The organism is Nannocystis punicea (assembly GCF_026965555.1).
GTDB classification, from domain to species: Bacteria; Myxococcota_A; Polyangia; order Nannocystales; family Nannocystaceae; genus Nannocystis; species Nannocystis punicea.
On record NZ_CP114040.1, the window covers coordinates 3,226,925 to 3,253,125 of the forward strand.

The 26,201-nt window shown below is 71.2% G+C and carries 18 protein-coding genes and 1 pseudogene; 12 read left to right on the forward strand and 7 right to left on the reverse strand.

Annotated features, from left to right (window positions below; genetic code table 11):
• Positions 1–66 precede the first annotated feature (66 nt).
• Both O0S08_RS12290 and O0S08_RS12295 read left to right on the forward strand, forming a co-directional pair.
• On the forward strand, positions 67–3,249 hold the full coding sequence (locus O0S08_RS12290) for an efflux RND transporter permease subunit (protein WP_269039283.1): 3,183 nt from the start codon (positions 67–69) through the stop codon (positions 3,247–3,249).
• Positions 3,246–4,385 (forward strand): efflux RND transporter periplasmic adaptor subunit, encoded by a 1,140-nt coding sequence (locus O0S08_RS12295; RefSeq protein WP_269039284.1) that lies wholly within the window; start codon positions 3,246–3,248, stop codon positions 4,383–4,385. Before O0S08_RS12290 ends, O0S08_RS12295 begins: the two co-directional genes overlap by 4 nt.
• A 173-nt stretch (positions 4,386–4,558) precedes the next feature.
• Here O0S08_RS12295 and O0S08_RS12300 read toward each other — a convergent pair whose 3' ends face one another.
• Positions 4,559–5,872 (reverse strand): threonine aldolase family protein, encoded by a 1,314-nt coding sequence (locus tag O0S08_RS12300; RefSeq protein WP_269039285.1) that lies wholly within the window; start codon positions 5,870–5,872, stop codon positions 4,559–4,561.
• A 7-nt stretch (positions 5,873–5,879) separates the two neighbouring features.
• Positions 5,880–6,158, reverse strand: a complete 279-nt coding sequence (locus tag O0S08_RS12305; protein ID WP_269039286.1) for a hypothetical protein — start codon at positions 6,156–6,158, stop codon at positions 5,880–5,882.
• A 503-nt stretch (positions 6,159–6,661) separates the two neighbouring features.
• On the opposite strand from O0S08_RS12305, the gene O0S08_RS12310 reads away from it, so the two are divergent.
• The 3 genes from O0S08_RS12310 (at position 6,662) to O0S08_RS12320 (ending at position 13,046) form a co-directional block, all read left to right on the forward strand.
• The gene (locus O0S08_RS12310; protein WP_269039287.1) at positions 6,662–6,844 is read left to right on the forward strand and encodes a hypothetical protein; all 183 of its coding nucleotides are present in this window, start codon (positions 6,662–6,664) and stop codon (positions 6,842–6,844) included.
• Positions 6,845–7,108: 264 nt separating this feature from the next.
• Positions 7,109–11,062: a protein kinase domain-containing protein gene (locus O0S08_RS12315; protein ID WP_269039288.1), complete on the forward strand. Its 3,954-nt coding sequence runs from the start codon at positions 7,109–7,111 to the stop codon at positions 11,060–11,062.
• A 268-nt stretch (positions 11,063–11,330) separates the two neighbouring features.
• A complete protein-coding gene (locus O0S08_RS12320; protein WP_269039289.1) occupies positions 11,331–13,046 on the forward strand; it encodes a hypothetical protein in 1,716 nt (571 codons plus the stop codon).
• On the opposite strand, the gene O0S08_RS12325 is transcribed toward O0S08_RS12320, so the two are convergent.
• The gene (locus O0S08_RS12325) at positions 13,021–13,752 is read right to left on the reverse strand and encodes a hypothetical protein (protein ID WP_269039290.1); all 732 of its coding nucleotides are present in this window, start codon (positions 13,750–13,752) and stop codon (positions 13,021–13,023) included. The two genes, O0S08_RS12320 and O0S08_RS12325, sit on opposite strands and share 26 nt — an antisense overlap.
• Positions 13,753–14,036: 284 nt before the next feature.
• On the opposite strand from O0S08_RS12325, the gene O0S08_RS12330 reads away from it, so the two are divergent.
• Together O0S08_RS12330 and O0S08_RS12335 are read left to right on the forward strand one after the other, a co-directional pair.
• Positions 14,037–14,714, forward strand: a complete 678-nt coding sequence (locus tag O0S08_RS12330; RefSeq protein WP_269039291.1) for a sterol desaturase family protein — start codon at positions 14,037–14,039, stop codon at positions 14,712–14,714.
• A 64-nt stretch (positions 14,715–14,778) separates the two neighbouring features.
• Positions 14,779–15,012: a hypothetical protein gene (locus tag O0S08_RS12335; protein ID WP_269039292.1), complete on the forward strand. Its 234-nt coding sequence runs from the start codon at positions 14,779–14,781 to the stop codon at positions 15,010–15,012.
• On the opposite strand, the gene O0S08_RS12340 is transcribed toward O0S08_RS12335, so the two are convergent.
• Positions 14,982–17,561 (reverse strand): TIM-barrel domain-containing protein, encoded by a 2,580-nt coding sequence (locus O0S08_RS12340; protein ID WP_269039293.1) that lies wholly within the window; start codon positions 17,559–17,561, stop codon positions 14,982–14,984. The genes O0S08_RS12335 and O0S08_RS12340 overlap by 31 nt on opposite strands.
• 207 nt (positions 17,562–17,768) lie before the next feature.
• Between O0S08_RS12340 and O0S08_RS12345 the strand changes: the two genes are divergently transcribed.
• The 5 genes and pseudogenes from O0S08_RS12345 to O0S08_RS12365 form a co-directional block, all read left to right on the forward strand.
• Positions 17,769–18,608 (forward strand): hypothetical protein, encoded by an 840-nt coding sequence (locus O0S08_RS12345; RefSeq protein ID WP_269039294.1) that lies wholly within the window; start codon positions 17,769–17,771, stop codon positions 18,606–18,608.
• A gap of 15 nt (positions 18,609–18,623) precedes the next feature.
• Positions 18,624–19,247, forward strand: a complete 624-nt coding sequence (locus tag O0S08_RS12350) for a hypothetical protein (RefSeq protein ID WP_269039295.1) — start codon at positions 18,624–18,626, stop codon at positions 19,245–19,247.
• Between the two features lie 264 nt (positions 19,248–19,511).
• Positions 19,512–20,288 (forward strand): sterol desaturase family protein, encoded by a 777-nt coding sequence (locus O0S08_RS12355; protein WP_269039296.1) that lies wholly within the window; start codon positions 19,512–19,514, stop codon positions 20,286–20,288.
• 23 nt (positions 20,289–20,311) lie between these two features.
• Positions 20,312–20,746, forward strand: a complete 435-nt coding sequence (locus tag O0S08_RS12360; protein WP_269039297.1) for a hypothetical protein — start codon at positions 20,312–20,314, stop codon at positions 20,744–20,746.
• Between the two features lie 12 nt (positions 20,747–20,758).
• Positions 20,759–21,079, forward strand: a pseudogene (locus O0S08_RS12365) (TUGYCR motif thioredoxin fold (seleno)protein); the annotation flags it as partial.
• Between the two features lie 69 nt (positions 21,080–21,148).
• Here the strand turns inward: O0S08_RS12365 and O0S08_RS12370 are convergent.
• From O0S08_RS12370 to O0S08_RS12380, 3 genes are all read right to left on the reverse strand, one after another.
• A complete protein-coding gene (locus O0S08_RS12370; RefSeq protein ID WP_269039299.1) occupies positions 21,149–23,035 on the reverse strand; it encodes a hypothetical protein in 1,887 nt (628 codons plus the stop codon).
• The gene (locus tag O0S08_RS12375; RefSeq protein ID WP_269039300.1) at positions 23,032–24,402 is read right to left on the reverse strand and encodes a hypothetical protein; all 1,371 of its coding nucleotides are present in this window, start codon (positions 24,400–24,402) and stop codon (positions 23,032–23,034) included. Before O0S08_RS12375 ends, O0S08_RS12370 begins: the two co-directional genes overlap by 4 nt.
• Positions 24,403–24,486: 84 nt before the next feature.
• The gene (locus O0S08_RS12380; protein ID WP_269039301.1) at positions 24,487–26,028 is read right to left on the reverse strand and encodes a M23 family metallopeptidase; all 1,542 of its coding nucleotides are present in this window, start codon (positions 26,026–26,028) and stop codon (positions 24,487–24,489) included.
• Positions 26,029–26,201: the final 173 nt, after the last annotated feature.

A 26,201-nucleotide genomic window follows, 5' to 3' on the forward strand; every position in this document is an offset into this window, starting at 1 on the left:
TTCGCGCCCTCGAACTTGACTAAACAGTCATCTCCCACGACCTCCTCGACAGCTCGGTAACCGCCCATGTGGATCGTCCGACTCGCGCTGCGCCGCCCGTACACGTTCGTGGTGATGGCCTTGATGCTGCTGCTGTCGGGCATCTGGGTGGTCCGGCAGACGCCCACCGACGTGCTGCCGGACGTCGACATCCCGGTGATCAGCGTGGTGTGGACGTACACCGGGCTGCCGGCGCAGCAGATCGAGCAGCAGGTCACGCTGTTCAGCGAGCAGTCGCTGGCCGGCAACGTGGCCGACATCCAGAGCATCCAGAGCGACAGCTTCGACGGGGTGTCGGTGATCCGGCTGTTCTTGCAGCCCGACGCGGACGTCGCCTCGGCGATGGCGCAGGCGACCGCGGCCTCGCAGACGATCGTGCGCCGCATGCCGCCGGGCATCGTGCCGCCGATCATCCTCCGCTACACGGCGTCGAGCGTGCCGATCCTGCAGCTGGCGTTCTCGAGCGACACGCTGTCGGAGGCCGAGATCTACGACCACGTCAATCAGCGCGTGCGGACGATGCTGAGCGTGGTCCGCGGGACCCGCTTCCCGCTGCCCGCCGGGGGCAAGCAGCGCCAGATCACCGTCGACCTCGACCCCGCGGCCCTGCGCGCGCACGGGGTGTCGCCGGCCGAGGTCAGCCAGACGATCGCGGCCCAGAACCTGACCCTTCCGACAGGCGCAGCCAAGATCGCCGAACGCGAGTACCGCATCAGCCTCAACAGCAGCCCGGAGGCGATCGCGGCGCTCAACGAGATCCCGCTGACGGGCGCGGCCGGGCGCCAGCTGTTCGTCCGCGACGTCGCCCACGTGCACGACGGCTACGCGATCCAGACCAACATCGCCCGCCGCGACGGGCGGCGCTCGGTGGTCCTCAGCGTGATGAAGACCGGCGACGCGTCGACCACCGAGGTCGCCGACCGCGTGAAGGCGCTGGTGCCGGTGATCCGCGCGGCCGCGCCGGAGGGCCTCGAGGTCGAGCTGCTGTCCGACCAGTCGACGTTCGTGACGCGCGCGATCGACGGCCTGCTGGTCGAGGGCGTGATCGCGATGGTGCTGACGGCGGCGATGATCCTGCTGTTCCTCGGCAGCGTGCGCGCGACGGTGCTGGTGGCCATCAACATCCCGCTGGCGGTGATCATCGCGCTGCTGTGCCTGCGCGCCCTGGGAGCGACCATCAACGTGATGACGCTCGGCGGGCTGGCGCTGGCGGTCGGGATCCTGGTCGACGACGCGACGGTCGAGATCGAGAACATCCACCGCAACCTGGCGATGGGCAAGGGCCTGACGCGGGCGATCCTCGACGGGGCGCAGCAGATCGCGGTGCCGGCGTTCGTGGCGTCGCTGTGCATCAGCATCGTGTTCGTGTCGGTGGTGTTCCTCGAGGGGCCGGCCCGCTTCATCTTCCTGCCGATGGGCATGGCGGTGGCGTTCGCGGTGATGGGGTCGTACCTGCTGTCGCGCACGCTGGTGCCGACGCTGGCCCGCTACCTGCTCGCGGAGCACCACACGGCCGCGCCGTCGCGCGGCCTGTTCGCGCGGATCCACCGCGGCTTCGAGGCCGGCTTCGAGCGCGTGCGGGCCCGCTACGTGGGCCTGCTGGCGTGGGCGCTGGCCCGCCCGCGCACGGTGGCGACGCTGTTCGCAATGGTGGTGGCGGCGACCGTGGCGCTGGCGCCGTTCGTCGGCCGCGACTTCTTCCCGCAGGTCGACGCCGGGCAGGTGCGCCTGCACGTGACCGCGCCGCCGGGGACGCGGATCGAGGAGACCGAGCGGTGGTTCTCGCGGGTCGAGGACCGGATCCGCGAGCTGGTGCCGGCCGACCAGCGCGAGAGCATCCTCGACTTCATCGGCATGCCCAGCGGCTATACGCTGGCGATCACCGACAGCAGCAACGTCGGCTCGTCCGACGGCGAGATCCTGCTGACTCTGGCCCACGACCGCGAGCTGGCGACCGCCGACATCGTCCGCGCGCTGCGCGAGCAGCTGCCGCGCGAGTTCCCCGAGCTGTCGTTTTACTTCCAGCCGGCCGACATCGTCACGCAGATCCTCAACTTCGGCCTGCCGTCGCCGATCGACGTGCAGGTGTCGGGGGCGCAGCGCGACGCGACCCTGAAGGCGGCCCGCTCGCTCGAGGCCGAGCTGCGCGCGGTGCCCGGGGTGGTCGACGTGCACCTGCACCAGATCGTGGCGGCGCCGCGGCTGCACGTCGAGGTCGACCGCCAGCGCGCGCACGAGGCCGGGCTCAGCGAGCGCGACGTGGCGGCCAACCTGCTGCTGATGGTGTCGTCGTCGACGCAGGTGAGCCCGACGTTCTGGACCGACCCGAAGTCGAGCTTCGCCTATCCGGTGGCGATCCAGGTGCCGGAGCACCGGGTCGACTCGCTGGCGGCGCTGCAGGGGCTGTCGCTGCCGACGGCGGCCGGCGAGCAGAAGCTGCTGATGGACGTGGCCGACTTCCGCCGCGCGACCACGCCGGTGTTCGTCAGCCACATGAACGTGCAGCCGACCTACAACGTGCGCGCGGACGTGCAGGACTCGGACCTCGGCTCGGCGGTGGCCCAGATCGAGGCGATCGTGCAGAAGCACCGCGAGGCGCTGCCGCCCGGGGCGACGATCGCGGTGCGCGGCCAGGCCGAGAGCATGCAGGTCGGCTTCGCCAGGCTCGGCGTCGGCCTCGGGTTCGCGGCGCTGCTGGTCTACGCGTTGATGGTGATCAACTTCCAGTCGTGGAAGCTGCCGTTCATCATCCTGATGGCGCTGCCCGGCGCGGCCGTCGGCATCGTGTTCACGCTGTTCGCCACCGGCACGACCTTCAGCATCCCGTCGCTGATGGGCGCAGTGATGAGCATCGGCGTGGCCACGGCCAACTCGATCCTGGTGGTGTCGTTCGCCAACGAGCTGCGGCCGCAGGGCATGTCCGCCGCCGAGGCGGCGCTGACCGCCGGCAGCGTGCGCCTGCGCCCGGTGCTGATGACTGCGGCGGCGATGTTCATCGGCATGCTGCCGATGTCGCTCGGGCTCGGCGAGGGCGGCGAGCAGAACGCGGCCCTCGGCCGCGCGGTGATGGGCGGCCTGGCCGGGGCGACTCTGGCGACCCTCGGCTTCGTGCCGGTGGTCTACAGCGTGCTGGCGCGGCGCTGGCACCCGCCGGCGGTCGACCCCGATCTCGCCCTACCCGGCGATGCACACGCGAAGGAGAGCGTATGACGACGATGCAGTCCGGCAGGCCAGGGTGGGCGATGATGGCGATGATCGCGGCGGTGCTGGCCGGCGCGGTGGTGATCGGCGTGGGCCCCCGGCTCGAGCAGCGCGACGCGCGGGCGCGGACGCTGGCGCAGGCGACCGGGCCGAAGCGCGTGCGCACGGCGGCGGTCCGCGCGGGCGACGAGGCCCACCAGCTGACGCTGCCGGCCAGCTCGACGCCGATCCGTCAGTCGGCGCTCTACAGCAAGTCGACCGGGTTCGTGCGCCGCTACCTGGTCGAGCTCGGCGACGCGGTGAAGGCGGGCCAGGTGCTGGCGGAGATCGAGGCGCCGGAGACGGACGAGGAGATCCGGCTGGCGCGCGCGCGCCTGGCGGAGGCGCGCGCGAACGTGGGGATCCACCAGGCGACGTCCGATCGCACGCGCAGCCTGGCGGGCAGCGGGGCGGTGTCGCGGCAGGAGGCCGACGACGCGCTGGCGGTGGCCAACTCGGCCGACGCGCTGGTGGCGACGCGCAAGGCCGACCTCAAGCGGCTGCAGGCGCTGCGCGAGTACCAGCAGATCGTGGCGCCGTTCGACGGGGTGGTGACGCGCCGCCTGGTCGACTCCGGGGCGCTGGTCGGCCCGGCTCGCTCCGGCAGCGGGCCGATGTTCGAGATCGCCGACGTGTCGACGCTGCGGGTGCTGGTCGACGTGCCCGACAGCCACGCGGCCGACGTGAAGGTCGGCAACCAGGCCGAGCTCTACTCGCCGCGCGACCCGTCGCGCGTGGTGAAGGGCGTGGTCACGCGCACGAGCGGGGTGCTCGAGACGACGACGCGCACGCTCCGCGTCGAGATCGAGGTGCCCGGGGACGAGGCGGTGCTGCCGGGCTCGTTCGTGTACGTGCGCCTGCAGGTGCCCCGCGCCCGCCCGGTGCCGACGATCCCCGCGAGCGCGCTGGTGGTGCGCAAGGAAGGGACGCTGGTGGCGAAGGTGGCGGAGGGGGCGGTGACCCTGGTGCCCGTGAAGCTCGGCCGCGACCTCGGCAAGGAGATCGAGGTGCTCGAGGGCGTCGCCGCCGGCGACGAGGTGGTGCTGCAGCCGCCCGACACGCTCGAGAACGGGCAGGCCGTCGAGGTGGTGCCGACGGTCGGGTGAGGATGTGTCGAAGGACATGCTCGATGAGGCATGGCGATTCGAACATGTCTTGAAGGGCATATCTCTCGCGAGAGATGGACCGTGAACGAGCGGTTCGCCGGGCGAGCGGGCGCACGGCTCGCTCCCGGCCTCGTCGCGGAGAACTCCCGTCAGGGCGGCGCTCCTGTCATCGCTCAGAGCAGGGCTTGCATCGCCGCGACCGCCTCGTCATCCGTGAGCGTCTCGGCGTCCGCGCCGGGCTGCAGCTCGATGTCGAGGAATCCCGGGACGCGAGCGCGACCCGCACCATGCGCCACCCAGATCTTGTGGTCGCGCGCGACCTGCTCCAGCCGCTTCGGGAACTCCGCCGCGTCGATGCGCGCGTAGACGTGGAACAGGTTCGTCGGCGGGACCTCCGGCGCCACGATGAAACGCGCGTCCTTCGCGAGCCGGGCCGCCAGCCGCTGCGCGCGCGCCACCCACTTGGGGATCCGCGCGAGCACGTCGTCGATGCGCATCGCAGCCGAGGCCGCGTAGGGAAAATACGCCGCGACGTTGCCGCCGTGCCGGTGCCGCCACAGCCGCGCCCCGTCGATCAGCTCCTTCGAGCCGGCCACGACCGCGCCCCCCAGCGCGCCGATCGTCTTGTACAGCGAGACGTAGGCCGACGAGCAGCCCCGGCAGACCTCGGCGAGGGGGCGCCCGAACGCCGGCGCCGCCTCCCACAGGCGCGCGCCGTCGATGTGCAGCGGCACGCCTCGCTCGCGGCACGCCGTCTTCAGGTCCTCGAGCTCGGCCCACGTCTGCATCTGCCCCGTCCAGCGGGCCGGCAGTTCGACCGACACCACGGCCAGCGGCTCTGGCGCGTGGCGGACGTCGTCGCCGAGCAGCACTCGGCCCCACGGCGACAGGACCACCTCGTGCATTCCGTGCAGCACCTCGAACGCGGCGCTCTCGTGCAGCAGGTGGTGCGACGACGGGTGCACGCCGAGCGCGCGACCGCGGCTGCGATCCGCGTACAGCCGCAGGAGACAGAGCTGACCCATCGTGCCGGTCGGCATGAAGCAGGCCGCCTCGAAGCCGAGCAGAGAGGCGATCCTCTGTTCGAGCGTCTCGACGAGGTCGCCCGTGCCGTAGCGATCGGCGACGGCGTGTTGCTGCTGGCACCATTGACCGATGCGCACGAGCTCGGCGCCGTCGAAGATGCGGGCGCCGGTGACCAGCGCGCCGCGGCAGGTCGCGATGAGCTGGTCGACGCCGCCGGGCGGTCGAGCCGGCGGCGGCGCGGGACGCAGGGGCGGGGCCGCCGTCGCGGCCCGCGGTGCGCACCCAGCGAGCGCGCCGCCCATGCCGGCCGCCAGCGAGATCATCCAGTCGCGTCGCAAGAGATCGGTCATGCGTGGGACTCTAGCCGAGCACGCCGGCAATTGGCAGCGCCCGCGAGGCAGGCCGCGGGCGGTTCGTATGTTTGAAGAGACATGGCTGTTTCGCCATGTCTCTGCGGTCATGTCGAGGTCAGCAGTCGTCGCCGATGGTGCCGTTGGGGCCGCCGGTGGGCGGGAGCTCGAGGATGTTGCCGTTGAAACAGCCCGGCTTCTCGTCGTCGTCCTCGGTGGTGGCGGCGGTGGTGGTCTGGACCTCCGCGGTGTCGCCGCCGGTGGTGGTGTCGTCCTCGCCGCCGGTCGACTCGTCGCCGGTGTCGTTGCGCTCGATGTTCTTGTCGTCGGGGTCGTCGCAGGCGACGGCGGCGGTGAGGGAGAGGGCGAGGAGGAGGGCTGTGAAGATCTTGGACATGACGCGGGTCTCCGTGACGACGCGCAAGCTCCGGCGGCGGAGGTTCGCGCGGCGCGATCGAACTGTCGGTTGGGGGGTCGAAGGCGGGCCGGAGGACGGCCCGGCAGGGGCGGACGGACGAGGGCCGCGCGGCCGGCGTGGCTGCGCGGCCGCCCTGGCGAGGCGAGGCGAGGCATGGCCCGCAGCGCCGTGACTCGGATGGCGGTGGTTACTGGCCCGAAGGGATAGGGTTACGAGGCTGGAGGCCGTGGACTGCGTGCGCGGCTGGTCGGTGGCGCGCCGAGGTCTCAGGGTCGAGAGGCGGGCGGTGGCGGTGCAACCTGGCTCCTGGGACAGGTCTCAAAGGACCGGTGAGCATCGACGTCAAGTGAGACCGGGGCGTCGGCGCCGGAGTTTTCGCGGTGCAGCGAACTGGAAGGGCGTGCAGTGAGCGGCCGCCTGTGGCAGGATACGTAGCTATGGAGCACCGCACCCGAACAGTCGCGCAAAACGAACAATGCACCGTGCTGCAGTGCACGTGCGGGATGCTGCACGTGAGCGTCGGGTCGGTCACGGTTCGCATGCGGCCGGCCGCTGCAGCCGGCCTGCGCGACGCGGTGGCGGCGGCGCTGCAAAAGATCGAGGCCGACGATCCGTCGCGCGCCGCGGGGCGGGTCGCCTCGCGCGGCGAGGACCTGCCGTCGTGACGCTCGCGGAGGTCACCTCGCGCGGCGACGATCTGCCGTGACGCTCGCGGAGGTCACCTCGCGTCGTGACGCTCGCGTCGCGCGGCGGCGGCCTGCCTTCGTGAGCCCCGCGATCGCGCGGCGAGCTCCGGCGCTGCATGTACAAGCGCGGCGCTCGAACTCGCGCTGAAACGCGATCTGCAGGCGTTTTGGGGCGAAAAGAAGGCTCGCAGCGGCTGTGGGGAGGTGCAGGAGATCGAGTAGAGTGGGCCTCGGTAGCCGGCCATGAGCGAAGCGCAGGAAGTCGTCGACCGCAGCCCCAAGGCGAGGATCGGGAACGTCTTCGCCGACGAGTTCAAGATCCTCCAGCACCTCGCGCGCGGTGACGTGGCCGACACGTTCCTGGCCGAGTTCATCGACCCACCGACACAGGTGTGGATCAAGATCTGCCGCGCCGAGTACTCGCACGACCGCGCCCAGGCCGAGCGCCTGCTGCGCGAGGCGCGGGCCGCCGCGGCGGTGCTGCACGCCAACGTGTTGGAGGTCCTCGACGCCGACATCGCGCCCGAAGGCGACGTCTACGTGGTGACCGAGGCGTTCGAGGGCGAGGACCTCGGCCAGCTGCTGCGCCGGAACGGCCGCCTGCCGTGGCCGCGCGTGCGAGGCATCGCCCTGCAGATCGCGGAGGGCCTGCAGGCGGCGCACGCGGCCGGGGTGGTCCACCGCGCGATCAAGCCCGGCAACGTGATCCTCGGCGAGGGCGACCACGTGAAGGTCGCCGACTTCGGCATGGTCGCGGTCGAGGAGGTGACGCAGGACCGCGAGGCCGGCACCGTGGTGCTCGGCGACGCGGTCCACTTCATCGCCCCCGAGCAGGCGCTCGGCGAGGCGGTCGACCAGCGCAGCGACATCTATTCGCTCGGGGTGCTGATGTACACGCTGCTGTCCGGGCGGGTGCCGTTCTTCGGCCGGCCGACGCAGGTGACGATGCAGCACAAGTTCGCGGCCGCGGCGGCGCTCGGCAGCGTGGCGCCGGAGGCCGAGATCCCGCCGCTGGTGGAGTCGCTGGTGCTCAAGGCGATGTCGAAGCGCCGCGAGGACCGCTTCCAGGACATGAGCGCGCTGGTGGCCGCGCTGCAGCAGATCGGCGAGGACGGGGCGCGCGAGGGCGGCGGCGGGGCCAAGGCGGCGGCGCGCAAGCAGCAGCCGACCACCGACAGCGCGATGTTCTACTCGCTCGAGGCGCTGCAGACCGCGCTGGGCCAGACGCCGGACCCGCGGGCGCAGATCGACATCCTCCACAAGATGCAGAAGGCGCTGACGCAGCTGGCCGGCGGCGCGGGGGGCAAGGAGGGCCAGGCCTGGCAGCAGTGGATCGCCCAGGGCCTCGACTACGCGTACTACAACCTGGCGGCCCAGCACCTCGGCGCCGAGCAGTGGCAGGAGCTGGTCCAGACCTACCGCGAGCACGCCGACCTGACGGCCGACCGGGCGATGAAGAGCGGCCTCTACGGGGCGATGGGCTACGTGCTCGACAAGTCGCTCGGCGACGTGACCGGGGCGATCGCGGCCTACCGCAAGATGATCCAGCTCGAGCCGACGTCGCAGGACGCCGTGCTGGCGCTGGCACGCCTGTACGAGCGCGCGCAGCAGTGGGACGCGGCGGTGCAGACGCTCGACCACTTCCTGTCGCTGTGCGCCGACCCGGTCGCGCGCACCGAGGAACTGACGCACGTCGGCAAGCTGCTGCACGAGAAGCTGGTGGCCTCGGAGCGGGCCGAGCTCTACCTGCGCGGGGCGCTCGAGCACACGCCCGGGCACGTGCCGGCGCTGACGCTGCTGGCCGACATGTACCGCGGTCGCAAGGAGTGGCGCGAGCTCGCGGCGGTGTGCGAGGCGCTCCTGACCCACGCGACCAGCTACTACGAGCGGGTCGAATTCGGCATCGAGGCCGGCTTCATCCACTACCGCCAGCTCGGCGACATCGCCAAGGCGACCGAGATCTTCGCCCGCGTGATCGAGCTCGACCCGGAGAACGTGCGCGTCGGCACCGTGCTGTCGAAGATCTACTACGAGGCCGGCAACTACGTCGGCGCCGCGCCGATCTACGAGATGCTGGTGCGCAAGGCCCCGGGCGCGCCGATCAGCGTCAAGGCCCACGTCGAGCTGTGCCTGCGCGCCGCCCGGGTCGAGCGCCTGCTCGGCCGCTCGCAGCGAGCGCTCAAGCTGTTCAAGAAGGCGCTCGACCTCGAGCCCGGCAACTGGACGGCGATGCTCGGCCGCGCCGACCTGACCTTCGAGGCAGGCGAGTGGGAGGCCGCGTTCAACTACTACGAGCAATTGCTGGCCGCGTCCGCCAAGGAGAAGTCCGACAAGGTGGCGGCGGCGATCCAGGTGCGCCTGGCGGAGGTGTGCAAGCGGCGGAACCAGCCGCAGAAGGCGCCGGGCTACCTGCGCAAGGCGCTCGAGCTCGACGCCAACAACTGGCAGGCGCTCGAGGCGACGCTCGAGCACCAGCTGGCGGCCGAGGACTGGCAGGGCGCGCTCAACACCCGCCGGGCGATGATCAACGTCTCGGGCGACGACAACGTCAAGTTCGAGCTGTTCGTCGCCAGCGGCAAGCTGTTCCGCGATCGCCTGCGCGACCCGCAGAAGGCGGTGATCGCGTTCCAGCGGGCGATCGAGCTGCGGCCGCGCGAGCTGAGCGTACTCCACCTCCTGCTCGACACGTTCACCGAGCGCAAGATGTGGCAGGAGGCCGTCGGGGTGCTCGACCGGATCGTCGACGTCGAGCCCGAGCCGGCCCGCCGGGCCCGCTTCCACTACACCGCCGCGGTGCTGCTGCGCGACAACCTGGCCCAGGTCGACGGCGCGCTGGCGCGGTTCGACCGCGTGCTCGACGAGGACCCGAGCCAGCTCAAGGCGTTCCAGGCGATCGACAAGCTGCTGACCCAGCGCAAGGAGTGGAAGGGCCTCGACCGCGCCTACCGCAAGATGATCAATCGCTTGCCGCCCGACGGCGAGACCCCGCTGCGGACGATGCTGTGGTCGAACCTGGCCGAGATCTACCGCACCCGCCTCGGCGACTTCCGGGCCGCGGCCAAGGCCTTCGAGGTCGCGGCGGCGCTCGACGCGGGCAACGCCGACCGCTGGCAGATCCTGGTCGAGCTGTACGAGGCGCTGATCCGCAACAACAACGCGCGCGAGTTCATGGACCCGCTGATCCGCGCCCACTTCACGCTGCTGCGCCTGGAGCCGCACCGCTACGCCAGCTACCACCGGCTGTTCGAGATCTACGTGGCCCGCCGCGAGCTCGACAAGGCGTTCTGCGTCGCCCGCACGCTGGTGTTCGTCAAGCAGGCCAACGCGCAGGAGACCGCGCTGTACAACCGCTATCCGCAGCCGGAGTTCCGCCGGATCAAGCAGCGGCTCGGCGAGGACCTGCTGCGCCGCTGTGTGTTCCACGCCGACGAGGACGCCGGCGTCGGCGCGGTGCTCGGCCTGCTCGCGCCGGTGCTCGCCGGCTGGCGGCCGAAGATGCTGCCGTACCCGCTGCGCCCGTCCGACCGCGTCGACCCCGACGACGACGGCTCGCTGGTCAGCAAGAGCTTCATCTACGTCACGTCGGTGTACGGCTTCCCGCAGCCCGACCTGTACTTCCGGCCAGACGAGCCGGGCGACGTGGCGGTGCTGAACGTCGAGCGCGGCGGCAGCGTGCGGCCGACGATCATCGCCCTCGGCGGCGCGCTGGCGGAGAAGTCGGAGAACAACCTGGCGTTCACGCTCGGCCGCCACGCGCTCGACCTGTACCCGCCGCACTACGCGTTCATGATCATCGACCGCTCGCCCGAGAACCTGAAGGACGTGCTGATGGCGAGCATGCACGTGTGCAAGGTCGGCGCGCCCGAGCTGTCGAGCGGGGCGCAGGCGCTGGCGCGCGAGGTGACGAAGCACCTGCCTGCCGCGGCGATCGAGCGGCTGGCGGCGGCGCTGCAGCGGCTGGTCAAGGGCGGCGAGGTCGACGTCAAGCGGTGGGCCCGGGCGGCCGAGCTGGCCAGCTACCGCGCCGGCTTTTTGTTCTGCAACGACCTCGCCACCGCGGCCCACGCGATCGGCCAGGAGCAGCGGGTGTTCGGCTCGATCCTCGCGCCCAAGGAGGCGCTGCGCGAGCTCGTGGTCTACAGCGTCAGCGAAGAGTACTTCGAGGCGCGCCGCGGCCTCGGCCTCCACGTCGCCTGAGCCGGGCGACTGCGTCCTGCGAGCGGGAGGACGACCACGGCGGTCGTCCTCCCGAGTCGTTTCGCGGAAGCGCACCGGCCTCGCGCGAGCGCTCGCGCGATGCGACGAATGGTGCGACCCGGTCCGCCCCGGCGAAGTTGCATGATCACGCCGACGCGGCCGGCAGGGGGTCGGCTCCTGCAGCCAAACCGCGTGCAGCGGGCCCTCGGCGGTCCTCCGGCGCGGGGACGCGCTTGCCGGCCCGGACGAAGGGTGATACGACCGCTCAATGACGCGAGCGAAGCAGTGGTTGCGTTGGCCGATCGGGTGCGGGCGTGCGGCGGCGTTGGCGACGGTGTTGGCGGTCGCCGGCGTGGCGGGCTGTACCAAGTCGAACGAGCAGGTGGCCGCGGCGGCGCTGGCAGATCCGGCCGTGCGGGCGCTGCTGAGCAAGATCCCCGCCGACACGCCCTACGCGTTCATCAGCTTCGGCGGCCCCTCTGCGCGAGCGATGATCGAGAAGATCTACAAGAGCATGAGCCCGGCGATGGAGCGCCTCTGGCCGCTCCTCGACCAGATGCCGATGGACCAGGAGTGGGGGCCGCTCGCCAAGGCGATCTTGGTCGAGTTTCGGGCGGCGATGAAGGAAGGCGGCATCGACCGCACCGGCATCGACATGGACGGCCGCGCCGCGGTGTACGGCATCGGCGGCCTGCCGGCGGTGCGCTGGTCGCTGAAGGATCCGCAGGCGCTGCGCGACCTGCTGGGCCGCGTGCAGCAGGCCGGCAACGTCACCCTCCAGGTGTGCAAGCTCGGCGACGCCGAGTACTGGTGCGGCGGCGTCGGCGAGATCAAGTTCGCGGCGGCGATCGTCAGCGACGAGTTCGTCATGGGCCTGGCGCCGGCGTCGATGGCCGACAAGGTGTTCGAGCTGCTGTTCGGCAAGACGGTGCCGGAGCGGTCGCTGGCCGACTCGCCCAAGCTGCGCGACCTGCTGACGACCTGGCAGCTCGGCAAGCACAACGTCGGCTACGTCGACGGGCGGGTGATCGTCGAGGCGATCCTCGGCGAGGGCGACCCGCTCAACAAGGAGGTCCTGGCGGCGGTGGTCCCGAAGGTGGTCGAGGAGTGGCCACGGATGACGCAGGTGTGCAAGGACGAGTTCCGCGGCCTCGCAGCGATCGCGCCGATGGTGGTGCTCGGCACCGAGACGATCGACGCCAACGGCTTCGAGGGGGTGTTCGGCGTCGAGCTGCGCTCCGACCTGGCGCAGGACTTCAAGTCGCTGCGGGCGTCGGTGCCCGGCCTGTCGAGGGAGGTCCGCGGCGAGGCGATGTTCGCCCTGGGCGGCGGCTTCGACGTCGGCAAGGCGATCGAGTGGGCGCTGCGCAAGGGGCAGGAGGTGTCGAAGTCGCCGTATCAGTGCCCCGAGCTGGCCGAGCTCAACCAGTTCGCGGCGAAGATCGGCCAGGACACCTCGGCGATCCCGAAGTGGGTGCCGGGGCTGCGCGGCGGCAGCCTGGTGCTCACCGACATCAAGATGGCGGGCTTCTTGCCGTCGACGATCACCGCCCACGCGGTGCTGGCGGCCGCCGACCCGCGCGCGGTGGTCGAGGCGATCAAGGCCGAGACGCCGATGATCGCGTCGTACGAGTTCAGCGACGACGGGGCGGTCAAGACGCTGCCCGACGGCACGGTGCCGTTCGTCAACGGCATCGCCTACGGGGCGAAGGCCGGGACGGGCATCGTCGTGGCGATCGGGCCGGGCTCGGAGGGCACGGTCAGCAAGCTGCTGTCGGCGCCGGAGGTCAAGGACCCGCCGCTCGGCCTGTTCGCCTACGACATGGCCAGGATCATGAGCCAGCTCGAGCCGGTGCTCGGCATGACGGGCCAGCCCGAGCTCACGGCCGTGTTCGACATCTACAAGGTGTTCGGGCCCGCGGGCTACGAGATGTACGCCGAGGACCGCGGGCTCGTGTTCAAGGTGGGGATGACGCTGCGCTGAGCAGGTCGTTGGCCGCCTGCATGCGCATGGTGCAGGCGTCGCGCAGGCGGCCGACCACGACGTCGCCGTACCACGCGCCGTGGGCCGGGAGCTCGCGCTCCCGCAGGGCCTCGAGCAGGGCCGGGAGCTCGTAGACGCCCGAGCGGACCAGGCTCTCGACCTCGCGCTCGGTGCGGTGCTCGTTGCGGTCCTGGAGGACCCGGCGGATGGCGGAGCCGAGGTGCGGCAGGCGCAGGTCGTTGGCGGCCCGGCGCAGCCGCAGGGCGATGCCCGCGGGGTCGTTGTCGCAGAAGTCGAACCACAGCGCGGCGGCGAAGAAGCGCAGCGAGTCGGCGTTGCGGCGGGCGGCGAACGCGGCGTGCAGCTCGGTCGGCGTCAGCTCGGTGACCGCGCGCGTGAGCGGCACGATCGAGCATGGCCCATCGGACATGTACGCGAGGATCTCGACCAGCTGCAGCTGCTCCCACGGATCGGGGCCGAACCACAGCACGCGCTCGCAGTCGGTGGGCAGCTCCTCGGCCCGCTGGATCTCCGCCAGGTCCGTCTGCCAGAAGGCCATGCGGAGGAACACGTGCCGCCCGCGCTCCCGCGAGCAGGGTCCGACCGCGGCGCTGTCGCGCCAGCCGAGCACCTCACCCTCGAGGTCGATCTCGCGAGCGAACCCGGCGGCGCAATCACCTGAGTGGATATGGAGGATCGGTAGCACGCCCCGGTAATGGACCCGGTCCCGGAGCGGTGCAACTTGAGCGCGTCACCTTCGGCGGGCCGGTTTGCGATCCGCGAGACGATGCAGCACCGCGTTCCGTGGGAGCGGCGCGTCCGTACGCGCGGGTGATCGCCGGCACGCGCAGCGAGAGGGCGCGGAAGTGGCTGCAGGCGGCCTCGTCGGGCGATGTGGGACCATGATGGATTCTTGATGGGCTGCGCAAAACCCGAAGGGTCGCCGGGGGCACTTGGCAGCAGGCCGGACCGCCGCTAGCGTCCGCTGTGATGGTCGAGTCGTTCGAATCGCAGGCCCGCGAGATGCCGCAGCACGTGGTCGCCGCCCGGGCGCGCTACCACGCCGGGTTGCCGCCGACGTACCGGCCGTGGTTACACCTGGCGACGCCGTTCGCGTGCGGGGCGGCGGTGATCGCGGGCTGTGTGGCCTGTCTCGAAGGACCTGCGCTATGGGACATGTGCGTAGTGCCAGCCACGTGGATCTTCTCGATCGCGGCCGAGTGGCGGTTTCACCGCGACTTGCTCCACCGGCGGGTGGCGCCGCTGCAGCTGCTCTACGACAAGCACACCGTGTCGCATCACTCGCTCTTCGTCGAGGGGGCGATGCAGATCGGCTCGGCGCGCGACTTCCGGTCGATCCTGTTCCCATGGTGGGCGGCGCCCATCTTGGCGGTGGCGCTCGCGCCGCCGGCTGCCTTGCTCGGGCTCGTGCTCGGCGCCGACGTCGGGCGACTGTTCCTGGCCACGGGCATGCTCTACGTGATGACCTACGAGGCGCTCCACCTCACCTATCATTTGTCGCCGTCGCATCCGTTGCGGCGGCTGCCGGGCGTCGAGCGACTGGCGCTGCACCACGCGCTGCACCACGACCCGCGGCGGATGCAGCGCGAGAACCTCGGGGTCACGAGCACTCTGTGGGACCGCGTGCGCGGGACGATCGCGCGCTGAGTCGACGGCTCGGCTCGCCGGAGCTGGCGTCGGCCGCGCCGCGAGGAGACAGCCGCAGGCGAGCATGGCGGGCGCGAGCGGGCGCGACGGGCTGCAGCACGCGCTGGGGCTCGCCTTCTGCGATCGCCACGGCCGGGCCCGGCAGGTCGCGCTCGGGGCCGAGGCCGGCGAGGCGCTGGTGTTCTTCGCGCAGCCGCCCTGGGCCAGCGGGCTCGACGGGCGGCCGTGGCAGATCCGCGAGCCGACGCTCCATCCCCAGGCAGCGCGTCACTCGGCGAGCGTTGCCAGCACGACGTGAGCGCCGGGGCCGAGCTTGACGCGCAGGGTGCCGCCGAGATCGGAGGTGTAGATCCAGCCGTCGGCGGCGGCGTCGAGGGCGGCCGCGTCCGCTCGCTCGCTGAGGTCGGCGTCGTCGACGGTGACGCCGGCGAGCGGGGCGAGGGCGTGGACCTCGACGTCGACCCCATTTTTGAACACGTCGCCGGGGGTGACCTCGAGGTGGAAGGCGGTCTTGCCGAGGCGTTGCTTCAGGGCTGTCCCATCGTACAGGTCGAACCGACTGCCGAGCGGGCCGGGGGCGACGCGGGCGTACAGGACGCCGGGGTCGCCGACGAAGGAGTCGACGTCGGCCGCGGCGGTCGGCGCGAGGGTGTCGATGGTCGGGCGCAGCATGGGGACGATGCCGCCGACGCGCAGGAACAGCGGCAGGGTGCCGAGCGGGGCGTCGACGGTGACGTCGACGTCGCCCTGCAGGACCTCGCCGGTCCACCAGTCGAGCCAGGCACCTGGCGGTAAGGACAGCTTGCGCGTGGTCGCCCCGCGCGCGACCACGGGGGCGACCAGCAGGTTGTTGCCGAGCAGATACGTGTCGGACGGGTGGACGCCGAGCTCGGGGTAGGCGAGGCCGAGCGGGCGCTGCAGCGGGCGGCCGCCGGTGGCGAGGGATTGCGCGAAGCTCCACACGTACGGGAACAGGCGCAGGTGGAGCCGGGCGTATTGGCGGTACCAGGCCAGGCTCTCGTCGTCGAGGCCGTTCTCGGGGGTGAACTCCCACGGGACGTCGGACGAGCCGGTGCCGACCTGCATGACCGGGGTGAGGGCGGTGTACTCGAACCAGCGGACGAAGGTCTCGCGGTCGGGCGGGGCGTGGCGATAGCCGCCGGTGTCGGAGGCGAAGAAGGGGAAGCCGCTGGGGCCGAGGCTGAGGGAGGCGGTCAGCGCCGCGGGCAGACCGCCCACAGCCACGTACGACTCGCCGTCGTCGTCGACCGATTCGCGGTGGGCGGCCATGTTGGCGTCGAGGTCGCCGGGCCAGATCACGCTGACGTTCTGCTGGTCGCCGTAGGTGCCGGCGCGGCACAGCAGGAAGCCGCCGGACTCGGGCAGGAGCTCGGCGTAGGCGCGGTGGTACAGCAATTGGTAGAGCTTGTGCATCGTCCGCTCGCTGCTGCCGTCGGCGAATTGCCAGACAGTGCGCGCGCCGCCGAGGCCGACCGTGATGTCCTCGGCGTAGTCGAGCTTGAAGCCGTCGACGCCGTGGTCGGTGTATTCGCGGATGTGGTCCTGCCACCATTCGAACGCGTCGGGGTTGGTGAGGTCGAGCGGCTCGCCCCAGTCCGAGGTGACGAGGCCGACCTCGAGCGGGAAGAACTCGCTGGCCTCGGCCTCGCTGCGCATGGCGGCGGCGGCCGGGTCGTCGTCGTCGACGTAGGGCACGTGCCACAGGGCGAGGCGGAGGCCGAGGTCGTGGATCTCGGCGATCATCGCCTGGGCGTCGGGGAACTGCGCCTGGTTCCAGTCGAACACGCCGACGGCGCTCTGGTAGGGGCGGTCGATCCAGATCGCCGAGGTCGCCAGGTCGAGCTCGCGGATGGTGGCGATGTCGTCCTCGACCTGGGCCTGGTCGTCGTTCTCGTCGCGCCAGATCCACGGGCCCAGCGCCCACGGGGCCGGCAGCTTCGGCGCGCCGGTGGTGGCGTAGTAGTGGCGGGCGACGTCGAGCGGGTGGTTGGCGGCGTAGAGGTGGAAGACGAGGCCGGCGGGGGTGTCGGGGCCGGTGCCGAAGGTGGCATCGAGGCGGTCGTCGGCAGCGGCGGCGACGTCGAACACCGCGGCGTGCGGATCCTCGACGAACAGGCCCCACCCGCGGGTGCCGGTGACGAACGGGACCGGGACGTGGGCCTCGTTGTACTGGCTCTCGATCTGCGGGTCGTACTCGAGCTGCATCGCCCGCACGCGGCCGCGGTGCTCGGCGGCGTCGAAGTACTCGCCGAGGCCGTAGAAGCCCTCCGATGGATCGACGACGGGTCGCAGGCGCATGTACGCGAGGACAGGTCCGCCGGGCTCGGGGACCAGGCTGGCCTGGAAGCGCCCGGGCGCGGCCTCGCCGACGGTCAGGCGCGCGTGCACGTCTGTCCCGAAGGACAGGCGCACGTCGACGGCGGCGCCGCCCCCGAGGTCCTCGGCGGCGGTGACCGTGAGCCACTGGTCGGGCGCGAGGAAGAACGGGTCGTACGAGGAGCCGTCGTCGAGCGCCGCGACGACGCCGAGCTGGAAGCCGTCGGCGGGGAAGCGCAGGAGGACGTCTCCGCCGCGCACGAGCCGGAGCTCGAGGTCGGACCACTCGACCGTGACCGGCTGCTCGGGCTCGCTTTCGGACTCCTCCTCCCAGGCGGTGGTGCCGCTGGTGGTCGGCGCGGTCGACGAATCGGTGGCGCCGCCGGTGGTGGTGTCGGTGTCACTGTCGGTGGCGCCGGCGTCGTCGGCCGGGCCGCCGCCGCAGGCGAGGGCGCAGGCGAGCGCGAGGAGCGGGAGCGGCGAGGTTCGGAGGGCGCGGCGCGTCGGCATGCGTGGCGATGCTCGCAGGATGACGGTGAGTCCGGCTCGCTGTCCACCGCGATCGTGCGCGAGCGTGGGCCGGTGTGCCGCAGCGGTCCTGCCCGTGGGGGCTCGCACAGCCGCGGGCGCGCCAGGTTGTCGGCGCATGCGGTCACGTCATCCTGACCGATGGGTCATCCCCGGAGGTTCGCAATGTCGGTCGCGTATCGCCGCCCCGTGCTCGCATTCGTGTGCGCCGCGTCGTGCCTCGGTCCGCTGCCCGCGTCGGCCGCGTTCAAGACGCCGCGCCGGCCCGCGGCCGCCGAGGCGGCCAAGCCGGTCGATCCGCTGGTCGCGGCCGCGGCCGAGCGCGACGCGCTGATCGGCAGGGTCGGCGAGCTCGAGGCGATCCAGGGCGTCGAGCACTGCGCACGCTGGCTCAGCGGCCAGGCGTGGGACACGCAAGACCCGTGGATTCATATCATGTCCTCGAGGACATGGCTCAAAGTGCAGACTTCGACCGCGACCCTCGACCGCGCGGCGTTCCACGCCCATGAGGCGGTGGCGCTGGCCGACGCGCCGCCGGTGCCGCGGATCGCCGCCGGGGAGGTCGCGCAGATCCACGCGGAGGCCGACTCGCTGCTGCGCTCGGTGGCGGAGCGGCGGGCGGAGATCCGGCGGGTCCGGGCCGACCGGCGCGCGGCGGAGCGGCAGATCCGTCGCGGCCGACGCGAGCTGATCGCGGGCGGGGCGATGATGGTCGTGGCCGCGCTCGGCGGAGGACTCGCGCTCGGCGGGGCGACCTACAAGCGCCGCTTCGACGAGACGATCGCGCCGGTGCTGGAGGCCGAGCTGCCGGTCGACCTGGCGCCGCTGCGCGCGCTCGACATCCAGGGCGATCAGATGCTGGCCGCCGGCGCGGTGCTGGCCGCGGTGGGCGTGGCCGCCGGCGTGCCGCTGCTGGCGCTCGGCGGCCGCGACGTCCGCCTCGGCCGCCAACAGCGCGGCCGGCTGTTGCTGCAGCTGCAGCCGGGCCTCGGCACCTTGAGCCTGATCGGTCGGTTCGGGCCGCGTTGAGGCTACACTGTCGGCATGCGACGGGGCCCGCTGCGCCTGATGCTCTTCGACCGCACGTGCACCGGCAAGCGCCTGCGGCCGGGGCTGTCGCACGCGTGGTGGGCCGGCTCGCACGTGTACCGCGGGCTGTCCCGCTTCGACGCGTCGCACGGGGTGAGCTGCTGGGAGGACGGGCTCGAGTGGCTGGCGACGACTCACCCGGATCGTGAGATCGCGGAGATCCAGTACTGGGGGCACGGGCACTGGGGCGAGCTGTTCGTCGACCGCAAGGGCCTGACGGCCGAGGCGCTGCTGCCGACGCACCCGCTCCACCGCAAGCTCGAGGCGATCCGTGAGCGCATGGTGCCGGAGCACCTGTGGTGGTTCCGCACCTGCGAGGCGTTCGGGGCGGTGCGCGGGCAAGAGTTCGCGCGCCGGTTCACCGACTTCTTCGGCGGCCGCGCTGCCGGCCACACGTACATCATCGGCATCTGGCAGAGCGGGCTGCACAGCCTGCGCGCGGGCGAGGTGCCGACGTGGTCGACGCAGGAGGGTCTGTCTCGAGGGACAGCCGAGTCGCCGGTCGAGGCGCTGTGGTCGCGCCGGCGCGAGCCGAACACGATTCACTTTTTGAACGGCAAGATCCCCGAGGGGTACTGACCGGCCGTGGCCCTGACGGGCGACGCACGCGTCCGGCGTCGGTGACCTGTCCCGAAGTACTCTCGAGAGGACGGCCTGCGGTGGCCCGGTACGCGCCGAGATCGGCGGCCCTGGCTGCGCCGTGCGGGACGGGGCCGGAAACGAGGATCGGTCGCGGAACAGGGTTCGGCGGTCCATGTCGCGGTCGGGCGCAGCTCCGCGCGCAGGTTGGGTCACGCGGTCGCAGGCGGCGCGGGGCGGCTTCGGTGGTGCGACAATCGGCGGGTGTTCGACCTCGGGACGTTCCTCGACTGGTTCGTGGTGCTGGTGTTTGCGCACGCCGGGGTCACTGTGGTGACGGCGGCGATCGGTCGCGCGGCCGAGCGGGTGCCGGCGAACAAGCGGATCCAGGGGGAAGCCTTGCCCGAAGGACAGGTGGCGCGGGAGATCCGGGCGAACATCCGCTTCTGCTTGCTGATCCCCGCGGCGCTGGCGGCGGCGCTCGCGGGGCAGTGGATCGTGTGGGGACCCGACCTGCTGCTCTGGGCGGCGGTCAGCTTCTTTCTGTGCAACGTGGTGTTCGACGTCTACTTCTACGCGCTGCACCGGCTGCTGCACACGCGGCCGATGATGCGGTTCCACCGGCTGCACCACCTGTCGCGGGTGACGACGCCGTGGAGCGCGCAGTCGGTGTCGACGGTCGAGGCGCTCGGGTGGGCGCTCGGCTACGTCGGGGTGCCCTGGCTCTTGGGCCATGTCGCACCGGTCAGCCTGATCGGCTACTTCGTGTACCTGTTCTACAACGTGTTCGGCAACATCATCGGCCACACCAACGTCGAGCTCGGGCCGCCGGCGCTGACGCGCAGCCCCGCGGTGTGGCTGGCGCACCCGTACACGTTCCACGCGCTGCACCACGCGCGGTTCACGAAGCACTTCGGGTTCGGCTCGACCTTCATGGACCGACTGGCCGGGACCGAGTGGGCCGACTGGGTGCCGGCCTACGAGCAGGTGATGTCCGGAAAGCCGCTGCGTCACCACGGGAAGACGGAGCCGCACGCCTGAGGAACGGTGGTACGGTTCAGGGCGTGAACCGACGACCATCCTTTTACTTGTGCGCGCTCGCGCTCGCGGGCTGCCCGGACGGCGGCTCGGACTCGACGGCCAGCAGCAGCTCGGGCGGCATGACCGGCTCGACCACCGGCGGCCCCGAGACGGGGACCGAGACCGAAAGCCTGACGACGAGCGGCACGGGCATGACCACAGGGACAGGTACTTCCGGACCTGTCCCGACGACCAGCACCGGCGAGGAGCCGACCACCGGCGAGTCGACGACCGGGCCGGTGGCGACGACGACGACGACCGGTGACACCGATACGGACACCACGGGTGAGCCGGCCGGCCCGGCGCCGGACTGGGAGCTCGTCGACGTGAACCCCAACTCGGCGACCTACGAGCAGACGCGGGCCCGCAGCGACTACGCGGGCCAGGTGTCGGGCTGGTACTTCGCCCACGCGACTTGAGGCTACTGCCGTAGCCAGTTCGGCTACCTGAACGACCTGCAGATGGAGCTCAACGGCGAGTTCCCCGACCTGGGGATCGAGCTGCTGGGGGTGAACGGGATCGGCTTCGAGTCCGGGGTCCCGCAGATGGTGAGCGGCCGCTTCATCCCGCTGCTGCAAGACGTCGCCGAGGTCGACGCGTGGACGCAGTGGGAGGTGGTCTACCGCGACGTGATCATCCTCGACCGCGACGGAGCGCCCGTCGGCGTGTTCAACCTGACGGAGCACGACCTGTCGATGATGGGCGAGTACGAGGCGCTCAAGGGGATGCTCCTCGACGTGGCGATGATGTGAAGGCCGAAGGCTTGGCTCGCGCAGCCTCTTCGGTGTCTGCCGGAGAGGCGGACTCTACGTCCTGCCTCTTCAGGTCGCGCTCGAGGGCTCGCTCGAGTCGAGGCCGGCTGCGAGCCTTCGCCGGACCTCTGCGAGGGCGTCGACCAACGAGGGCGAGGGAGTGGAGGCGACGGCGCCGCTAAGCAGCGCCTCGGCCTCCTCGAGGCGTGCTTTGGCGTCGGCGTGTTGACCCTGGTGTTCATACACGTCTGCGAGACTTTGCAGGCAGAGGCCCATACTGCTCACGACTTGGCGGGTATCGCCGGTCAGCGCCCGGCTGCGGCGAAGCAGGTCGAGGCTGGACTCGAAGTTCGTCGCGGCGGCGGGCCAATCTTCCTTTTCCCGGTGAAGATCGGCGAGCTCGAAGAGCCTGGTTGCCTCGTTCCGAAGAGCGGTGGGCGTGTCGCCGGAGAGCGCGCGGATGCGATGACTGAGGGCCACGGAGCGCTTCAGTGCCTCGGTGGCGCCGGCCCACTCACCCTTGAGACGGTGGAGCTCGCCCGCAACGTCGAGGAACTCGGCTTCATCGTGCAACTGCTCCTCGGTCCCGCGAACAGTGCGGAGTGAGGCAAGAAGCGCCAGGCTCTGGTCGAGGGCCCGTTCGGCGGCATCGAGGTCGCCCATTTCAGACCGGATTTGAGCGAGCAGGAGGAGGGCCACGTACTCGTCGTGGAGCGCCTCCGATGTGTCGCCGACGATCGTGTTTACGCGTCGAAGTAAGGCTAGAGCTGTCTCGAGGGCTGTGACGGCGGCAGGCAAGTCGCCCAGAGAGAGACGAATGCTGCTGAGGCCGAGGAGACAGCGGACTTCGTCGCGGAGTGTCCGAGAGGTGTCCCCGAGCGTACCGCGAAGCTGACGACTGAGGGCAAGAGCCGCGTCGTCGGTCTCCGCCGCGGCCGTGTAGTTTTCCATTTCGAACTGGATGTCGCTGAGCTCGCGGAGGCACTCGAGCTCGACTCGCAGCGCTTGTGGAGACTCCGCGGATTCAGCCGCAACTCGTCGAGCTCGCTCGCGCATCCGTGTTGCCACCGCAAGCGCTTGGTCGAGGGCGCCGCGTCCTTTGAGGAGCGACGCGAACGCGTGCAGCATCCTGGGAGAAATCTTTTCGCGATGGTCGACTGCGAGCGCCTCGTAAAAGTGTCGTTCCGCTGCCGATACATCGCCGACCTGTCGTTCGATCACGCCGAGCGTGCTGAGAGCGACGGCGCGAGCTTCGGGGGGCGCGACTTGAACCGCGAGCCTCAGTTGCTCGCGCGCCTCATCGAGACGGGAGCTAGCGAGCAGGGCTGCGGCGGCACGAAGGCGGGCGGCAGTCTCCGCTAGCGGCTGACCGGCGGCCTGCGCTGCGGCGATTGCTTGCAACGCGAGGGGCAGCTCGGTGGTGGCGACGGGTTCTTCCTCGTCGTGCTCGAGCGCGGGGCGCGGCGCCATCGCACGAGTGAGAGGAGGCGCCGAGACGTCGAAGACGAGCGAGCGGATCGACCACAGGTCCGGTGCGGCCGCTCGCGCGCGCGGCTTGAACGCAGCGGGCGCGATCAGGAGAAGGCCACCGCGGAGGTGCTGCCGCAGCCAGTCGCGCCGGAGGTTGAGGCGAGTGAGGAAGTGATCCCAGGCGTCGGCCCAGGCTTCATCGACACCATCGACGAGGACAGCGACGCATCCGTCGACGCTGGTGGCGTCACCGAAGAGCCACGCCACTGCGTCCGTGGCGAGCTCTTCCGGCTGACGCGGCCGGCGCAGTTCGGAGCTCCGGTCCTCGCCGCGCAGCAGTTCGGCTGCTCGAGTGAAAAGCTCAGTCCCACTCGGCGGGTGGTTGGTGAAGATCCAGCCGAGCCAGAACCCGCGAGCCCACTCGAGATGGGTTTGCAGGTTCTTCCACGCCAGCTCGCCGCTCGCGCTCAGGGAAATGGAGCTCATGACGGCGTGCCGGCGGCGGACTGCCGTTCGGCTGTCTCGTCCAGCTCCGCGATCTGACGCTTCACCTGCTTGACGATCAGCGGATGGACGCCGACCCACTCGTGGCCGTTGCGGTACGTGAGCACCAGGTGGTTGTTGTAGAAGCGGGCGAGATCGCGGAGCTTCTCCTGATCGTCGAGCTGCGTCGTGTGCGACTCGTCGACCCGACAGAGCCATCGCGCGTCGTCGTTGGCGATCGGGAGGTAGCTGTTGCGCACGTCGTCGAGCGCGAGGGCCCGGATCGCCGGCGAGGCCGGGAGGCGTTCGTGCCGGGCCAGACGGAGCACGGTCTGGAGGATCCGGAAGAGGTCGCGGAGATAGCCGCCGGAGGCGAGGAGCAGCTCGTCGAGGGCCGCGCGATCGTCCCCGAGCAGGCGCCGCCAGTCGCCACGCCGCGCCACGATGCGCTCGAGCTCGTCGAGGCCAGCCTGGCACTTCTCGCCGTGCTCGTGGCGGACCTTGACGCAAGGGATGAGCTGCGCCTCGCGATAGAGACCGGCGACCCCTGGCGCCTTGATCTTCAGCCACGGGGGGACGGTGTAGACGACGTGCAAGTAGGGGATCTTGAGGGCGTTCGAGTGGGCCCTGAACACGATCTCGAGCGAGTCGGCGACCTTGGGTGCGTTGACCGATGTGCCTTCGATCTGCTCGACCGAGTCGAGGAGCATCACCACGCGCTGCGAATCGTCGGAGTGAGCCTTTCGGATCGCGGTGATGCATTCGCCGAAGAAGCCGTGCACGTCCTTGACGAGCGCGCCCAGGTGACCCTTGAGGCGGTCCTGCAGGCGCTGGCGGAACGTCGGATCCTCGCGGAGGTTGAGCTTGAGTTCGGCCTTGAGCGCCGGCGTGCCGGCGCTCAGCCCCAGGGCGCTCACCTCGATCTGGGTGCGGGTGAGGAAGTTGCAGAACCGGGTCCAGTACCCCTCCCGGATCACATCCTGGCCGGACATCACCGGGTCCTTCGCCAGCTCGTCGCCGAAGGCGCCCGCGGCGGCCAGCAGGAAGTCGCTCACGTCGAGTTCGGTGGACAGGTTCAGGTAGTCGCGCATGTCGCAGAGCACGACGACGCTGCCGTTCTTCTCGAGCTGGCGCTTGAGCCGGTGCAGCTCCGTGCTCTTGCCGGTGCCGCGAAAGCCGCTGAACAGCTGCGCGCTCTGGACCGCCTCCCACTCGATGGTGGTCTGGAGTTCGTTGACCGGGTCGGAGGGCGCGCTCGAGTTCTTGGCGTACAGCGGCTCGTAGAGGGCCTTGTCCACGACCGGATCCAACGGACGATCGTCCAGCGCCTGGTAGAACGCCTTGAGAAACTCAACGTCCGTGGACTCCATGGCCTGGTGGCCGTACCCCAAAGTTTGAGGGTCGTCCACTCGAAGGCGGAAGCGCGAAAACGCGCATGTGGCGCTGGTGATGAGCTACGAGCCCGACGTCTCGCGCAGGGCCTTCTGCCACGGGGCGATCTCGAGCTTGAAGCGCTCGAGCTGGGTGCCCTTGAGCGGGGCGCCGACCACTGCGGGGCGGCGGTCGCCGCCGGCGGCGAGCAGCAGCGGGTCGAGGACGGTCGGTTCGCCGTGCTCCTCGCGCCACAGCTCGAGGCGGACGCGGTCGGTGGCGGTCTTGCCGGAGTGGCCGGCGAGGGCGACGAGCTGGCCCTGGCGGACGGGCTGGCCGGGGCGGAGGTCGCCCATCGTGCGCGAGAGGTGGGCGTAGCGGGCCACCGTGCCGTCCTCGTGGGCGAGCTCGAGGACCAGGCCGGCGTCACCCTGCTCGCCGAGCGAGCGGACCGCACCGTCGCCGAGCGCGACCACAGGGGCGCCCTCGGGGCGGCGGTAGAGCGCGCCGGAGCGGCCGGCCACGACCTCGACCGACGGCGGCATCATGGCGCGGGCGCCGGCCTGGAGCGCGTGGAAGGCCAGCGGCGAGCGCAGCAGGGTGCGACGCACCGGCTTGCCCTCGGCGTCGAAGTAGGCGGCCTGGCCGTTGCCGGTCTGGAAGCGGAAGGCGAGGAAGCGGCCGGCCTCGCCGCGGAAGCGGACGGCGAGCAGGCTGCCGTAGCGGTGGAACTGTTTGCCGAGGAAGCGCCGCTCGATGACGAGGTCGATGCGGTCGCGCGGGCGGGCGTCGGCCACCAGGTCGACCTCGAACGCGAGCGCCGCGGCGATCCTGTCCGCGAGTTCAGGTCGCTCGCCGGCCTCGACCACTGCGGCGCGCAGGTCGGCGTCGGGTCCGAGCTCGAGGTGGACCGCGACGACGTCGCTGACCGGCGGGTGCTGGATCGCTCGGACAGTCATGCCCGCCTGACCGCCCGCGCGACAGGCCTGCAGCAGGCGACCTTCGGCTTGCTCGATCTCCACCGCGAGGATCGCGCCGTGGCGGTCGGTGGCGACGCGCAGCGGGGCACCTGTCCCGGCGACCAGGCCGAGGTCGATGGTCGGGCGCAGGGCGGCCTCGAGGGCGTCGATCTCCGGCGCGGCGACGCCGAGCTCGAGCAGGGCGAGGCGCAGCGTGCGGCCCGCGTCGAGCGTGGTGGCCTGGTGGATCTGGTCGTTCAGGCCCTCGAAGATCCGCACCGGATCGCCGCTGCAGGCGGTCTCCGGCGGCTCGGCGAAGGCGCCGAGCGGGCCGTGGCCGCGGTCGTCGTGCTCGACGATCGCGGCGGCTCGCGGGGCCCCGAGCTCGAGCACGCTGGTGCCCTCGCGCCACACGAACACGTAGAGGTTGACGACCGCGAGCAGCATCAGCAGCGCGACGGTGCGGTTGCGGGTCTTCCGCTCGACCGGGTCGACGTAGGCTCTGGCGGCCTTCTGCCGCTGCTCCTCGGTCATCCGCCGGTTGCGGGTCATCCGCGTCGCCGGGCGGCCCGACGTCTGCAAGCCGAGCCACGCGCGCAGGCCCTCGGTCTTGCGGGAGGTCCTGCGCCGGCCCGTGGCCATCCGGCGGTTCTTGCTGCTGCGCACCAGGGCGGCGCTATCAGATCGGGCGGCGCGGGGGCAACATTTCGGGGAATTCGGGGGGCTAGATGGTCGCCCACGGGCTCGCGCGGGCTGAATAACTGTGCAGGTCGCGCCGCTAGCGATCTCGGGGGGCGACGTCCGCGAGACGAATTTGACAGCGCGTGACTGCGCGCTCC

Coding starts and splice junctions, on each gene's coding strand:
- O0S08_RS12290 (WP_269039283.1), top strand. CDS start 67: ATGTGGATCGTCCGACTCGCGCTGCGCCGCCCGTACACGTTCGTGGTG.
- O0S08_RS12295 (WP_269039284.1), top strand. CDS start 3,246: ATGACGACGATGCAGTCCGGCAGGCCAGGGTGGGCGATGATGGCGATG.
- O0S08_RS12300 (WP_269039285.1), bottom strand. CDS start 5,872: ATGACCGCAGAGACATGGCGAAACAGCCATGTCTCTTCAAACATACGA.
- O0S08_RS12305 (WP_269039286.1), bottom strand. CDS start 6,158: ATGTCCAAGATCTTCACAGCCCTCCTCCTCGCCCTCTCCCTCACCGCC.
- O0S08_RS12315 (WP_269039288.1), top strand. CDS start 7,109: ATGAGCGAAGCGCAGGAAGTCGTCGACCGCAGCCCCAAGGCGAGGATC.
- O0S08_RS12320 (WP_269039289.1), top strand. CDS start 11,331: ATGACGCGAGCGAAGCAGTGGTTGCGTTGGCCGATCGGGTGCGGGCGT.
- O0S08_RS12330 (WP_269039291.1), top strand. CDS start 14,037: ATGGTCGAGTCGTTCGAATCGCAGGCCCGCGAGATGCCGCAGCACGTG.
- O0S08_RS12335 (WP_269039292.1), top strand. CDS start 14,779: ATGGCGGGCGCGAGCGGGCGCGACGGGCTGCAGCACGCGCTGGGGCTC.
- O0S08_RS12340 (WP_269039293.1), bottom strand. CDS start 17,561: ATGCCGACGCGCCGCGCCCTCCGAACCTCGCCGCTCCCGCTCCTCGCG.
- O0S08_RS12350 (WP_269039295.1), top strand. CDS start 18,624: ATGCGACGGGGCCCGCTGCGCCTGATGCTCTTCGACCGCACGTGCACC.
- O0S08_RS12370 (WP_269039299.1), bottom strand. CDS start 23,035: ATGAGCTCCATTTCCCTGAGCGCGAGCGGCGAGCTGGCGTGGAAGAAC.
- O0S08_RS12375 (WP_269039300.1), bottom strand. CDS start 24,402: ATGGAGTCCACGGACGTTGAGTTTCTCAAGGCGTTCTACCAGGCGCTG.